The following is a 14,640-nucleotide window of genomic DNA, read 5'->3' on the forward strand; positions in this document are numbered from 1 at the left end:
CTTCATTGTTCTATACAAGTTAAAAAAGACAACCCATTATTTTTTAAAACGTATTGTTAATCTTTCCTCCTGGTCCAGCATTGATAATCATTTCTGGGAAATTTGTATATTGTTTAAAGTTTTCCTGGAACATTTCAACAAGCTTTTGAGCTGTCATATCATAAGCATCTTTACTAACCCATGTTGTTCGAGGGTTTAATAATTCATGAGGAACTCCCGGACAAAAGAGTGGAATGTTTAAATTAAAGAATGGATCAACTTCATAGCTAACATAATCTAATTCTCCATTAATGGCCGCTTCAATCATTGCTCTAGTATATTTTAATGGAATTCGACGTCCTATACCATAAGAACCGCCAACCCATCCAGTATTAATCAAAAAGACATTAGATCCTGCTTTGGTCATGCGTTTTTGAAATTGTTTCGCATAAAGTAGTGGATCCATTGGTAAAAATGGTTCTCCAAAACATGTAGAGAATGTTGCCTGTGGCTCAGTAATACCATTTTCCGTACCAGCCAGTTTACTTGTATAACCTGATACAAAGTGGTAAACAGCTGAATTTTGATCCAATTTAGAAATAGGTGGCAAAACACCAAAAGCATCAGCAGCTAAAAAGAATATTGTCTTAGGGATAGGTCCCATACCACTTGGTTCAATATTTTTAATAAATTCAAGTGGGTACCCCACACGTGTATTTTCTGTAATAGAATCATCATCAAAATCAATAATTCTTGTATCTTCAAATAAACAGACATTTTCTGCCATAGCTCCAAATCTAACAGCATCCCAAATATCTGGCTCATTTTTTTGTGAAAGATTGATACATTTTGCATAACATCCACCTTCAAAATTAAAAACAGAAGTTCGTGACCAACCATGTTCATCATCACCTATCAATTGACGATGAGGATCTGTTGATAACGTTGTTTTTCCTGTTCCTGACAATCCAAAAAATAATGCCGTATTTCCATCTTCCCCAATATTAGCTGAACAATGCATTGTAAAAACATTGCGTTGAGGTAACATATAATTCATGACACAGAAAATACTCTTTTTGATTTCTCCAGAATATCCAGTTCCTGCAATCAAAACAATCTGTTTTTCATAATCAATCATAACAGCCACATCACTATTTAAACCAACTGATGCATCAACATGACAATCAGGAGCAACCAATACTAAATAATCCTCTTGAAAATGTTGTAATTCACGTGGTGTTGGTTTAATTAATAAATTAGAAATAAAAAGATTTTGACTTGCTTTTTCATTAATAATTCTAAAACCATAAGAATACTTTGGATTTGCGCCAGCATAACCATCAAAAATATATAAATCCTTATCTTGAAAATGTTGAATAATTGCCTGATAAACTTTTTCAAACTGTTCTCTAGATGCAGGTTGATTCACTTTTCCCCAAGCAATTTTATCATGAACAGCTGGTGTATCTACAACATATTTATCATGAGGTGAACGTCCCGTTCTTTGACCTGTTTCCACACATAAACATCCAGCTCGACTTAAACGTCCTTCTTTTTTAATTAAAGCTTTTTCAATCAATGATCCCGCTGGAATATTTCTAAAAACATTTCCTGTCGTACTAATCCCATATTTTTTAATTCCATAATCATCCATACAAACACTCCTTTCTTTTTTAAGACTTCTTTCTTTTATTTTATAAAAAATAATTTCTCACCACAAGAAAACTCGTTTTTTCAAATAAAAAAATAGGACTCTTTCGAATCCTATCTATTCACTGAAGATGCAATTTTATGATATGTCCAACGTTTACCTCTAATCGCAATTGATAATGCCATAATATTTTCAGGTAAAGCAATACCACACCAACCAGCATCACCAATATGTTGGATATCAATACCACAACGTTTATTGACTAATGCAATTTGTCGAATTGTTCCTTCATCACTACCTTCTTGAGATGTTCCAATAGAACTTAATGATAAAGCTCCTTTAGATTTAATTAATTTACAAGCAGCAGTCACTTCTTCTTCTGATAAACCAGGCACTGTATAAACAGCAGGCATTAAAATAATATCAGCACCTGCATCAATAAATCTTTCAATACTATCTAAATCAACTAATGCTTCATCAATTCCTGAAGAATGCATTTTACCTGCAATAATCATTCCACCAAAGTATTCTTTTGCAAGTTTAATAGCATTTTCAATAGATGCATTACTTACACCTGTTCCAGGATTTCCTGTTAAACAGATAAAATCAAATCCCAATTCTTTAGCTTTTATAAATGTTTCTTTTGTCGCATGACGACCACTAGAAATTTCTAATCTGTTTTCCATCATTTTGGCATTTTCATCAATTGGTTCAAGATTACACCCTACTGGTCTACCTACTAATTTCTTTAATAATTTCACAGGTTCATCTGTTTCAGGTAATCCATTAATATGAGGATTATTGCAATCAAATACATTTAATAAAACCATATCACTTCCAAAAGAAACAGCTAATTCAGCATTTGTTAAATCACCAAGTAAAGGTGGACAAGCCACAACTGTTTCAGTCATAATTGTTCTTCCTTCACTGGCTAGAATAGATTGTTTCAATTCATCTTTGTTCATTGATAACATTTCACTTGTTGTACAATTTAATAATCTTTTCATTTCCCGTATCCTCCTGACACATATTATATCGCTTTATCAAAACGCTTTCAACTTAATTTCTCAAGACTTTTTCAGGATTCAAAAATATCATAAAATATCTCAACATGATTATGATACCAATTCCATTGAAAATCATTATGATCCATCAATAAACATCTTTAAAATAGATATTATATTTGATTATCAAAAAACTAGGCTAAGCCTAGTCTTGAGGATATGTATCTAAATAATGGACAACTATTTTTGATAAACATGTTGACACAATCAAACCAAAAAGAAGTGTCATGATAAGATACTGAAACAACAGTGAAGTCACTGGCGCAAGTTGCAATAAATCATATGTGATATAAGAAACAAGCACAAAAGCTACAATATCAACAATTAAAACGACTGTTCGATAAAGATTAATAGGACTATAAATACGATAAATCATATGAATGGATAAAATAGCTGTTGTATAGTAGAGAATTGTAAAAGCCTGATTTAAAGATAATGATAATGTCGGTGCTAATAGTTTTAAAGCAATGACACATAAAACAATCGCAATAGCATTTGGAAATGAATAGCGCATTGTATACCTACCAATAGATTCTTTTTGTTTAGAGATATTCTTTTCAAATAAAATCATAAATGATGGGAATCCCTCTACAAAGTTATCCAGTAATGTCATTTGAAAAGGAATAAATGGATAAGGCATATTTAAAAGAATACATGTGATAGATATCAAAATTGTATAGATTGTTTTTAAATAATACATCGAAGCAGAACGTGTCACATTATTAATATCTAGTCTTCCCTCTTTCACAACATCTACCATTGTTGATAGTTCACCATTGATGACAACAAATTGTGAAATTTGTTTAGCGGCATCTGATCCAGAACCCATAGCAATAGATACATCAGCATCTTTTAAAGCCAAAACATCATTCACGCCATCACCAGTCATCGCAACCTTTTGTTTATGTTTTTGTAAACATAAAATCATCTCATGTTTCTGTGATGGTGAGGCACGTCCTATCACATGATAATTTAAAATGGCATCTTCTAATTCTTGTGGCGTTGATAATGTAGAGGCATCAATATAATTTTGAGCATTTTCAATACCAGCCTGACTCGCTAAAGCACTAACAGTGACAGGATTATCCCCAGATATAACTTTCACATCAACATCATTATCTTTAAAAAACTGTATTGTTTCTTTAGCATCTTCTCTTAATGGATCTAAAATAACAATCACTGCCAATGGAACACTATGCATCATATCTTCCTGAAAAGTATCAAAATCATGATGTCTAGCAATCAATAAAATTCTAGCACCTTGATGTTTAGCCTCTTCAATTTGGGTTGGCAAAACAAAATCAGGCAAGATGATTTCAGGTGCTCCAACAATAATCGTTCCTATATTTTCTAATTCTAGTGCACTCCATTTTCTTGCTGAAGAAAAAGAGACTCTTCTTAATGTGGAATAAGGGGCTTCACCTTGAAAATAATCCTGTAAAGTCAAAGACGTTGCATTATTATCAAGAGTTCCTTTCACAAATGAATTCATAATCAAAGAAAATTGATGACTCCATTGTGTATCAAAAGTATAAACATCTTGAACTTGCATTTTTCCCTGTGTTAATGTTCCCGTTTTATCCAAACATAACACATCGACATGGGATAATGTTTCAATACTGAACATTTCCTGAACTAACACTTTTCTTTTTCCTAGTCTTACAACGCTAGTAGCCAGAGATACACTTGTTAATAAAACCAGACCAATTGGTAACATACCTAATAATGCTGTTGACGTATTGACAATGGTTGTATTCAAAGTTTCATTTCTGATACCCATAGCCTGATAAAGCAAGCAAATACTGATTGGTAATACAAGCATACTTGTAAAACGTGTGACTTTCTTAAAAGTTTTCACCAACTCTGATGTCACTGGCTTACGTTTACGTGCTTCACTGGCAATCTTTGTTGCATAGTTATCCATACCCACATGTTCAACACAAGCATGACATGCTCCAGAAATAATAAAACTTCCTGATAAAAGATGATCACCGATATCCTTTAAAACCGGATCAGCCTCACCAGTTAATAATGACTCATCAACTTCTACCTGCGTATCTAGCACAATGCAATCTGATGATATCTGCATTCCTGTTTCCAAGAAAACAACATCATTCAAAACAATCTCTTCATTATCTATTTCCTGAATACAGCCATCACGTAAAACTTTTGTCTTTGGTGAAATAATTAAATTTAAACGTGCCACCATATTACGTGAACGAATATCCTGATAAATATGAATCACTGTATTCATTGTGACAATCAATACAAAAAATAAACTTGACCATGCTTTAACATAAATCAAAGCACAGGCAATCACAAAATTATAAACATTAAAAAGTGTAAACACATGTTCACAAAAAATCTGTCTATTTGTCTTAACTAAAGGTTTTGGTGAAACATTCACATGTCCTAACTGAACTTGTTCTTTCACCTGCTGACTTGTTAATCCCTTCACTTCACTCATAATATCACCCATTTTTAATATATAACTATTTCTAATCTTATCATATTTATATGGAAAAGCCATGTATTTTTTCTAAAGTTTTTCTAAATAAACTTCATTGACCATTTAAATCAGTTGGTTTATATAAGCAATTCTTAGTTTTGTGTTTTAATAAAATTATTTGAAAGAATAAACTCAGATATTTTCAACAAAAGTGTCAGATTATCTATAAAAAATAAATAATAAAGTTATAGAAGAACCTGTATCAGCAATATAGTATGAAGTATCTTTTCAAAAGTAGAAAAAGAAATAGAAATACTTATAAGCACATGACATAATGCGATTAAAGACAAATTATTTTTCCATTTTTGTATGTGAGAAAAAGCCAATTTTTATCCAACACTTAAAAATATAACAATTAATTTTCAAATCAGTCTATCTAAATTAAAAAAATAAAGGTATATTTGTCCTATGATAAATAGGAACAAAAAATAATGAGATAGAAATATTTTACAAATTCTTATTTATCTATTCAATCCTCTATAAACCCTGTATTTTCAAGGCATATCGCCTATTAAATGTTCAAACCTTATGTATTTTCCCTTGTTTTTGCCCTTATGAGCCGAAACAAGGGAAATTTTTTATTCTCCGCCGATTACCTTATCCAGCAGTCTTGCGGAAGTACGCTTCGCTTCCCTTGTAGCGTGAGCGTAAATGTTCATTGTGGTACTGACATCAGCGTGTCCGAGAAGTTCCTGCACATCTTTCGGGGCAGCTCCATTTGAAAGCAGATTGCTTGTATAGGTGTGTCTGAGCATATGGAAGTGGAAATCCTCCAATCCCTCCACCTTTTTTCTCGCTGTCCTGCGCATAATCCCCACCGTACTCGGTGCTTCAAATGCTCCGTCAGGTCTAAGGCAGACAAAGGATAGTTCCTTGTACCCTGCTGGGACCTCCTCCGACCTCGGCAGACTGTAAACCTCATAATAGGTGCGGTCTTTTTCTTTAACCTCCAGCAGGACAAAGTTCTGCCGCAGTTGAAACAGCAGCTTGCCGATACAAAGGGGCTTTTCAAAGTCAAAGAGCGAAAAGCGTTGGAAGTAAAAATCAAAGAAACCGAAGCAGAGATTGCCGACAGGCTGGATAAAATCCCCGACACGCTCAAAGAGGACGGTTATCCCGATGTTCAGATATTTATGCGTACTTTCCGAGAAATGGAAAGCGTTGTGGAACAATACAACCGTGACCTTGCCGAATGGGGACGCCAAGTCAGCAGGAAACCGACAGCCACCGCTAAAGAACAGCTTAGACAGCCCGAAAAGCAGAGCGTGCTAAAACATTTGCGTGAGATACAGGAACGCAACAAGCAGAACCCACCGCAAAGAAAGCGTAAAAAATCCATTGACAGAGATAGCCGATAGGCATTGAAAAACCGCCGTTATGGTTTTACCCATAGTGGCGGATTACATAATCATTTGCAGCTACTAAATTAACAGTTATATTTTTTTGATTTGTTTAACAAAATATAAATTCCAATCAATACCAAAATAGTGATACCAAGTATCATATACATCATTCCAATATTTACTTGACTTCCAAAAAAATAAATATTGCAATCAAGGGAATCTTTTATTTTTTCAATAACCTCTGTTGGAATACCTTGATTTTGCATTTCGGCAAGCGCCCCTTGCATTGTATGATTTCGGATAAGTGATGTACCATAAGTGCCTGGCAAAAATGAGATTATTTTTTGCAGCCCTTCTCCAAATGAAGAAATAGGCATATATGCACCACAAATGAAACCATATCCCGCACTGATGATTGTGCCTACCGCTGAAATTTGTCCTTGTGTTGATAAGAAAAAATTAATAATCGAAGATAATGCTGTTCCAAACAAAACAAGAAGTAAAATATCAAGAAACAAAAAGAATATATCTGCGAGTGACATATACCAACCGACAATAGCTACATAAGTAAGACAGATACCCGTTGCAGCAAAGCAAATAATAAGTGTTGAAAGCAAGGTTGCAACATAATAACTCAGCGAAAGTGTAGCTGACTTCACAGGAGATATTCTTAAATCTCTTATCGTACCATTTGCTTTATCTTGCACCATTAAAAAATTAGAACAAAAAGCAACCGTTACACACGAAACAGCAAGAATAGAGGAGATAAGTTGACCGCCTACCAGTCCCTCTATTATACTTTCTGATAGTTTTAATGAATTAGGTAAATTAGATGTAAAACTATCCCGATACACATTCCCAAGAAAAGTTACATAGAGTACAAGCAATATAGCAGGCGTTATCAAAGAGGTAAAGAACATTCCCTTATCTTTGAAAAACAATTTGATATTCCTTTTGATAAGAATGAAAGCCATACTCATTTTTCAGCACCTCCCACTAATGTTTTTCCTGTAACAGCAAGAAAAACATCGTCCATTTTTCCTTTTGTTATTTCGTAATCATTAAACAACTGTGGATTACGAATAATCAATTCAGTTGCAGCCTTTGTATTCGGTACAGAAAGGCGATAACCGTTTCGGATTTGCTCATATTCCACATCAAGTGCTTTAATATCCTTTTCATCTACATCATAAATTGTGATGTAATCCCCAGTATAAATATTTTTTAATTCAAGCGGAGTACCCTCTGCGGATATTTTTCCATTATCAATGATTACAACATAATCAGCTTCCGCAGCTTCTTCCATATAGTGCGTAGTTAAAAATACAGTCATATTTTCATCTTTGCGAAAACTTGATATAACATTCCAAATAAGTCGGCGTGTCTGCGGATCAAGCCCTGTTGTCGGCTCATCAAGAATAAGAATTTTAGGCTTATGAAACAAAGCCCTTGCAATATCAATTCTTCGGCGTTGTCCTCCTGATAATTTACCAACGGTGCGTTTCAATAAATTTTCAAAATCTAATATTTTCGCCAGTTCCTCAAGTCGTTTCTTAAACTCCATTCCAGTAATGCCATATAAAGCGGCACGACTTTCCAAATTATCATAAACAGAAAGGGCAGAATCCAAGACAGATGATTGAAAAACTACGCCCAGTTCACGCTTAATATAGTCCATATCCTTATCTAAATCGTGTTTATCAATAAAAACGCTTCCACTGTCTTTCGACAGTTGTCCACACATAATATTGATTGTAGTTGATTTTCCTGCCCCATTGATACCAAGAAAGGCAAACAACTCTCCTTTTTTCACACGAAAACTCAAATTCTGAACAGCGTTTACACTTCCAAAACTTTTATTAAGATTATTGATTTGAATAATATTGCTCATTCAATTTCCTCCTGTATAATCGGTTTTAATCTCGCATAGAGAGCAATCAATATAATCTTTTCCTGTTCTAATCAAACTCCAAATTAGTAGATGCAGTGCGATACCGTAAATTAAATTCATTATAGCATAATGAATTACCAAAGTCATTATGAAAGAAAACACATCGAATCATAATTGTGGCAGGCAAAGTTTTAATTTTTGACTGCCACAATTTTAATATTCTATATATTACATTTTTTACTTATAGATAATATCGGCATATACAATTTCTCGTGCTCTTGCCTGTATCTCATTCATTCGACCAACCCACAACATCGGGTTTTCTACTTTAAGTTGTTCGGTCACGCCCTCCTTGTCAGCCATTTGCTCAACCAATCGAAACATCATTTCCGTTGCTTGTTCGTCAATGTCGGCAAGGTAATTATTCAATTTGCCGCTTGTGAGCAGCGAAATATAAACCGTCCGTTTATGTTCTTGTAAGTAGTGTTTGTGTCGCTGCCCCCACAAACTGATAGGTTTGTTTTCTTTTTCGGCTGGTAAAGTAAGGCAAGGAATATAATAATCCCCCTGCAACTCATACCATAAACCATTGCTTGCATCATAAATATACTTGTCCATTAAAAAATCCTCCGTTATAATATATTCGCACATATGTCACAGTTCTCCGATTGCCACACTCTGTTATATGTTGTTATGAGATTTTCTTGCCCTTGATTTTGCCCTTATGATTGTGCAGAACAAGGGTAACATTGTGTGAAACCATATAAAGAGATAAGGTGTACTGATTGCGATAAATCCTTTGTTTTCAAGGCTTTCGGAGGATTTTATTGATAACCTATGGAGAGCAATAATCACTCATAATTTTATGGTTTTCAAATTCCAATTTGGAGAAATTGATGATAATTATTTTAGATAAATTTTAATTTTCATAAACGAAAGAAGGGAATAAAATTGAAAATCGGAATTGTATGTGCCACTGATGATGAACTTTCTCCGTTTTTAGCCATGATAGATAACTATAATATCACAAAAAAGGCAATGCTTAAATTTTATGAGGGAGAGATTTATGGCATGCAAGTTGTCACCCTATTTTCTGGGGTATGTAAAGTCAATGCTGCTATAGCAACACAAATACTGATTGATCATTTTAATGTAAATATAGTTATAAATGCAGGGACCGCTGGTGGAATGAATCCAAAATTGAAAATATTTGACACTGTTATATCCACCGAAGTCTGTTACCATGATGTTGCACAAGATACTTTAACAGAATTTCATCCATGGCTAAAAACTGTATTTTTTAAAGCAGATCAAGACTTAATAAAAATATCAAAAAGAGCTGTAAAAAACATAGAATCAAAAAACAAAGTCTTTTGGGGACGAATTGTGACAGGAGAAGCTTTTATAACAGATATGGGACGTAAAAAGATCAATGATGAATTTGCCCCTTTAGCAGTTGATATGGAAACAGCCAGTATCGCTCATGTATGCTATGTAAACAAGATACCATTTCTTTCAATTCGCTGTATTACTGATACTGCTGAACACAAAGGTGTTGAAAATTTTGAAAAAAATTGTATCAAATCTTCTATAATCGCAAAAAATATGACTTTAGCTATATTAAAAGAATATATGAATCAACATAGATGAAGCATAACATTATTAACAACATCTTCATTAAAAATAATATGATTTTAAATATCCACCAACTTCTGGTGGATATTTATTGTATACAAAAAGGAATAGTTTTTGACTATTCCTGTATATCATTTTGATCAAAAACATCATCAATTGGTGCACCAGGAGCAACCATTGGGAAGACTTTATCATCTTCTTCAATCATACATTCAATCACTACTGGTCCCTGACTATCCATTGCTTCCAAAATAGCTGGAGCCACTTCTTCTTTCTTTGTGACTCTTATGGCTTTACATCCAAGTCCCTCTGCTGTTTTACAGAAATCAACTTTATCATCAAGTACAGTTGCTGAATAACGTTTTCCATAAAATAATGTCTGCCATTGACGAACCATTCCTAAAACATGATTATTTAAAATGACTTCAATGATAGGAACTTGATAACGTGAAGCTGTTGCTAATTCATTCATGTTCATTCTAAAACATCCATCTCCAGCAATATTAAAGACATATTGATCAGGTTTTCCATACTTTACACCAATGGAAGCCCCTAAGCCATAACCCATCGTTCCAAGTCCACCACTTGTAATCAACTGACATGGTCTTTTAAAATGGTAATATTGAGCTGCCCACATCTGATTTTGACCTACTTCAGTACAGATAATGGCATTATTATCTGTGAGTGCTTCAATTTGTTCAATCACATAAGGTCCTGTTAATTTATCACTATCATAAGATAATGGATATTGTTCTTTTAAAGCTCTAATTTCCTTTAACCACTGTGAATGATTTTGTTGCTTTAACAATAAATTCAAAGCATTTAAAACACTTTTCGCATCACCCACAATACCTAAATCAACATTGACATTTTTATTAATCTCTGCCTCATCAACATCAATATGAATAATTTTAGCATGTCTCGCAAATTTTTGAGCATTTCCAATGACACGGTCACTAAATCTGACACCTATTGCTACTAATAAATCACAGTTAGAAACACCAAGATTACTTGTTTTTGTTCCATGCATTCCAAGCATTCCTGTATAACGTGGATTGGTTCCATCAAAAGCACCTTTTCCCATCAAAGAATCGGTAACAGGCGCATCAATCTTTTCTACAAACTCACGTAGTTCCTGGGAAGCATTAGATCTGACAACACCTCCTCCAACAAAAACAAATGGCTTTTCACTTTTTTCAATCATTTCAATAGCTTCTTTTAATGTTGATGTTGGATAAGTATAACTACGTCTTTCTATTTTTTCTGGTTTTTGATGATGATATTCACATTTGGCAGCTGTGACATCTTTTGTAATATCCACAAGAACGGGTCCAGGTCTACCTTCTTTGGCAATTTGAAAAGCTTTACGAATTGTTGGTGCTAAACTTTCTACATCTTTGACAATATAATTGTGTTTTGTAATAGGCATTGTCACACCTGTAATATCAACTTCCTGAAAACTGTCTTTTCCTAACAATGGCACACCCACATTGGCTGTAATAGCAACCAAAGGTACAGAATCCATATAAGCTGTTGCTATTCCTGTCACAAGATTTGTCGCCCCTGGTCCACTTGTAGCCATACAGACACCTACTTTTCCTGTAGCTCTGGCATAGCCATCAGCGGCATGTGAAGCCCCTTGTTCATGAGAAGTCAAAACATGATTAATTCGATCTCGATAATGATATAAACTGTCATAAACGTTTAAAATTGTTCCTCCAGGATAACCAAAAACAGTATCAACACCCTGTTCTAATAAACATTCAATGACAATATCGGCTCCAGTTAATAACATATACTTCCCCCTATTCCTTGACTTTTAAAACAGCACCAGTGTTTGCAGAAGTCACCATTGACGCATATTTTTTCAAATATCCATTCACAACTGGTAATTTTGGTTTAAAAGCCTTTCTTCTTTCTTCTAAGACATCATCACTCACTAACAATTCAATACGATGATTGACAATATCTATTTCAATCATATCACCTTCTTCAACAAGTCCAATTGGTCCTCCAACTGCTGCTTCTGGTGATACATGTCCAATTGATGCTCCACGTGTTGCACCAGAGAAACGTCCATCTGTAATCAAAGCAACATCTTTATCCAATCCCATACCTGCAATTTCTGAAGTTGGTGATAACATTTCTCGCATTCCTGGTCCACCTTTTGGTCCTTCATAACGAATGACAACAACATCACCAGCGACAATCTTTCCAGCACGAATAGCAGCTATTGCATCTTCTTCACAATCAAAGACTCTTGCTGGTCCTTTATGTTGTAACATTTCTGGTGCCACTGCACTTTGTTTCACAACACAGCTATCAGGTGCTAAGTTTCCTTTTAAAACAGCAATTCCACCTGTCTTCATATATGGATTTTCTACAGGTCGAATGATATTTGGATCTAAATTAACACATCCTTCAATATTTTCTTTTAATGTTTTTGTTGTACAAGTTAAAACATCTGTGTGTAAAATACCTAATTGATCTAATTCATTCATCACAGCATACACACCACCAGCTTCATTTAAATCTTCCATAAATGTATCCCCTGCAGGCGCTAAATGACACAAGTTTGGTGTATGTTGACTGATTTCATTAGCAATTTCTAAATTTAACTCAACTCCAGCTTCATATGCGATAGCAGGTAAATGTAACATTGAGTTTGTTGAACAACCTAAAGCCATATCAACAGTCAAAGCATTCAAGAAAGCATCCTTTGTCATGATATCTCTTGGTTTGATATCTTTTTTGACTAATTCCATAATTTGCATACCTGCATGTTTAGCTAATCTGATTCTTTCACTATAGACAGCTGGAATAGTTCCATTACCTTTTAATCCCATTCCTAAAACTTCTGTTAAACAGTTCATAGAATTAGCTGTATACATACCTGAACATGAACCACATGTTGGACATGCTTTTTCTTCAAATTCTTTTAATTTTTCAGCAGTGATTTTCCCTGCATTATATTGTCCCACAGCTTCAAATAATGATGATAAACATGTTTGTTTGCCATCTAATCTTCTTCCAGCCAGCATTGGTCCACCACTCACAAAAATTGTTGGCACATTAATTCTTGCGGCTGCCATTAATAAACCAGGAACATTTTTATCACAGTTTGGAATCATTACCAAACCATCAAATTGATGTGCATTGGCTAAGCATTCAGTACTATCACAAATCAATTCTCTTGTGACTAATGAATATTTCATTCCTGTATGATTCATAGCAATACCATCACAAACAGCAATTGCAGGTATTTCAACAGGTGTTCCACCTGCTAAATAAATTCCTTTTTTCACTGCTTCAGCAATTTTATCTAAATTCATATGACCTGGAACAATTTCATTATAAGAATTTACCACTCCAATGAGTGGTCTATCTAATTCTTCTTCAGTCATTCCCAAAGCATTAAATAATGAACGATGTGGAGCTCTTTCTACTCCTTTTTTGACTTGATCACTTTTCATGCATTTACCTCCTATAAGTTCTCTACAACATATTGTCCCATTTGACAACATGTCACCTGTTGTTTTCCTTCAGACATAATATCTGTTGTACGATAGTTCTTTTCCAAAACTTTTTCTACAGCTTGTTCAATATCATCTGCTTCTTCATCCATATCAAATGAATAGCGAAGCATCATTGCTGCTGAAAGAATTGTTGCGATAGGATTGGCAATATTCTTTCCAGCAATATCTGGTGCACTTCCATGACTTGGTTCATACATACCCAGTTTATCTTCTCTTAATGATGCACTTGATAACATACCAATTGATCCGGTAATCATACTAGCTTCATCACTTAAAATATCTCCAAACATATTTTCAGTCAAAATGACATCAAACTGACGTGGATCTTTGACTAACTGCATTGCACAGTTATCCACAAGCATATGTTCTAATTCCACATCTGGATAATCTTTGGCAACTTCATTGACAACTTTTCGCCATAAACGAGAAGTATCTAAAACATTAGCCTTATCGACACTTGTCACTTTATGACGTCGCTTCATTGCAATATCAAATGCACGTTTAGCAATACGACGAATTTCTGCTTCACTATAAATCAGATTATCATGAGCCACCATCTGTCCATCAATCTCTTTGGTTTCCCTTTCACCAAAATAAAGTCCCCCTGTCAATTCACGAATAATGATCATATCAAAACCATCCTGACTTAGTTCTTCTTTTAATGGACAGGCACCTTTTAATTCTTTATATAAATAAGCAGGTCTTAAATTGGCAAATAACCCCAAAGCTTTACGCATCTTTAACAACCCGGCTTCTGGTCTTAATGATGGTTCTAACTGATACCATGGTGAAGTATTTGTATCCCCACCAATAGAGCCTAATAAAACGGCATCACTTTTTTGAGCTATTTCAATAGCTTCATCAGTCAAAGGCACACCATATTTATCAATGGATATACCACCCATATCTATATATTGATAATGAAAAGTATGATGATATTTCTTGGCAATAGCATCTAAGACTTTCAATGCTTCATTGACAATTTCCGGACCAATACCATCACCTTTAATGACTGCAATTGTTTTTTCCATA

12 protein-coding genes are annotated in these 14,640 nt (G+C 34.3%); 2 read left to right on the forward strand and 10 right to left on the reverse strand.

The window, feature by feature from the left end; all coding sequences use genetic code 11:
- Positions 1 to 43 precede the first annotated feature (43 nt).
- From pckA to B5E79_RS14010, 4 genes are all read right to left on the reverse strand, one after another.
- A complete protein-coding gene (gene pckA / locus B5E79_RS05195) occupies positions 44 to 1,633 on the reverse strand; it encodes a phosphoenolpyruvate carboxykinase (ATP) (protein ID WP_087244925.1) in 1,590 nt (529 codons plus the stop codon).
- Positions 1,634 to 1,743: 110 nt separating this feature from the next.
- The gene (locus B5E79_RS05200) at positions 1,744 to 2,637 is read right to left on the reverse strand and encodes a DUF7916 family protein (RefSeq protein ID WP_087244926.1); all 894 of its coding nucleotides are present in this window, start codon (positions 2,635 to 2,637) and stop codon (positions 1,744 to 1,746) included.
- 202 nt (positions 2,638 to 2,839) lie between these two features.
- Positions 2,840 to 5,161: an HAD-IC family P-type ATPase gene (locus B5E79_RS05205; RefSeq protein WP_087297232.1), complete on the reverse strand. Its 2,322-nt coding sequence runs from the start codon at positions 5,159 to 5,161 to the stop codon at positions 2,840 to 2,842.
- A gap of 620 nt (positions 5,162 to 5,781) precedes the next feature.
- On the reverse strand, positions 5,782 to 6,012 hold the full coding sequence (locus tag B5E79_RS14010) for a tyrosine-type recombinase/integrase (RefSeq protein WP_479684547.1): 231 nt from the start codon (positions 6,010 to 6,012) through the stop codon (positions 5,782 to 5,784).
- Positions 6,013 to 6,177: 165 nt separating this feature from the next.
- Here B5E79_RS14010 and B5E79_RS05215 point away from each other — a divergent pair, with 165 nt between their 5' ends.
- Complete coding sequence (locus B5E79_RS05215) at positions 6,178 to 6,561, forward strand: hypothetical protein (RefSeq protein ID WP_241147453.1); 384 nt, start codon at positions 6,178 to 6,180, stop codon at positions 6,559 to 6,561.
- Between the two features lie 68 nt (positions 6,562 to 6,629).
- Here B5E79_RS05215 and B5E79_RS05220 read toward each other — a convergent pair whose 3' ends face one another.
- From B5E79_RS05220 to B5E79_RS05230, 3 genes are all read right to left on the reverse strand, one after another.
- Positions 6,630 to 7,526 carry an ABC transporter permease gene (locus B5E79_RS05220; RefSeq protein WP_164483496.1) on the reverse strand — a complete coding sequence of 299 codons (897 nt, stop codon included), beginning with the start codon at positions 7,524 to 7,526 and terminating at the stop codon, positions 6,630 to 6,632.
- Positions 7,523 to 8,437, reverse strand: a complete 915-nt coding sequence (locus B5E79_RS05225; RefSeq protein ID WP_087244932.1) for an ABC transporter ATP-binding protein — start codon at positions 8,435 to 8,437, stop codon at positions 7,523 to 7,525. The genes B5E79_RS05220 and B5E79_RS05225 overlap by 4 nt, the downstream gene beginning before the upstream one ends.
- A 237-nt stretch (positions 8,438 to 8,674) precedes the next feature.
- On the reverse strand, positions 8,675 to 9,055 hold the full coding sequence (locus B5E79_RS05230; RefSeq protein WP_087178933.1) for a TnpV protein: 381 nt from the start codon (positions 9,053 to 9,055) through the stop codon (positions 8,675 to 8,677).
- 333 nt (positions 9,056 to 9,388) lie between these two features.
- On the opposite strand from B5E79_RS05230, the gene B5E79_RS05235 reads away from it, so the two are divergent.
- Positions 9,389 to 10,087 carry a 5'-methylthioadenosine/adenosylhomocysteine nucleosidase gene (locus tag B5E79_RS05235; RefSeq protein ID WP_087297213.1) on the forward strand — a complete coding sequence of 233 codons (699 nt, stop codon included), beginning with the start codon at positions 9,389 to 9,391 and terminating at the stop codon, positions 10,085 to 10,087.
- Positions 10,088 to 10,190: 103 nt separating this feature from the next.
- Here B5E79_RS05235 and ilvB read toward each other — a convergent pair whose 3' ends face one another.
- Genes ilvB through leuB form a run of 3 tightly spaced genes read right to left on the reverse strand, consistent with a single transcriptional unit; the run spans position 10,191 to position 14,639 of the window.
- Complete coding sequence (gene ilvB / locus B5E79_RS05240) at positions 10,191 to 11,867, reverse strand: biosynthetic-type acetolactate synthase large subunit (protein ID WP_087297214.1); 1,677 nt, start codon at positions 11,865 to 11,867, stop codon at positions 10,191 to 10,193.
- Between the two features lie 10 nt (positions 11,868 to 11,877).
- On the reverse strand, positions 11,878 to 13,545 hold the full coding sequence (ilvD, locus tag B5E79_RS05245; RefSeq protein ID WP_087297215.1) for a dihydroxy-acid dehydratase: 1,668 nt from the start codon (positions 13,543 to 13,545) through the stop codon (positions 11,878 to 11,880).
- Between the two features lie 11 nt (positions 13,546 to 13,556).
- Entirely contained in the window at positions 13,557 to 14,639 is a 1,083-nt protein-coding gene (leuB, locus tag B5E79_RS05250; protein ID WP_087297216.1) for a 3-isopropylmalate dehydrogenase, read from the reverse strand.
- Position 14,640 lies beyond the last annotated feature (1 nt).

Source organism: Massilimicrobiota sp. An134, assembly GCF_002160815.1.
In the GTDB taxonomy this organism is placed as follows: domain Bacteria; phylum Bacillota_I; class Bacilli_A; order Erysipelotrichales; family Coprobacillaceae; genus Allocoprobacillus; species Allocoprobacillus merdigallinarum.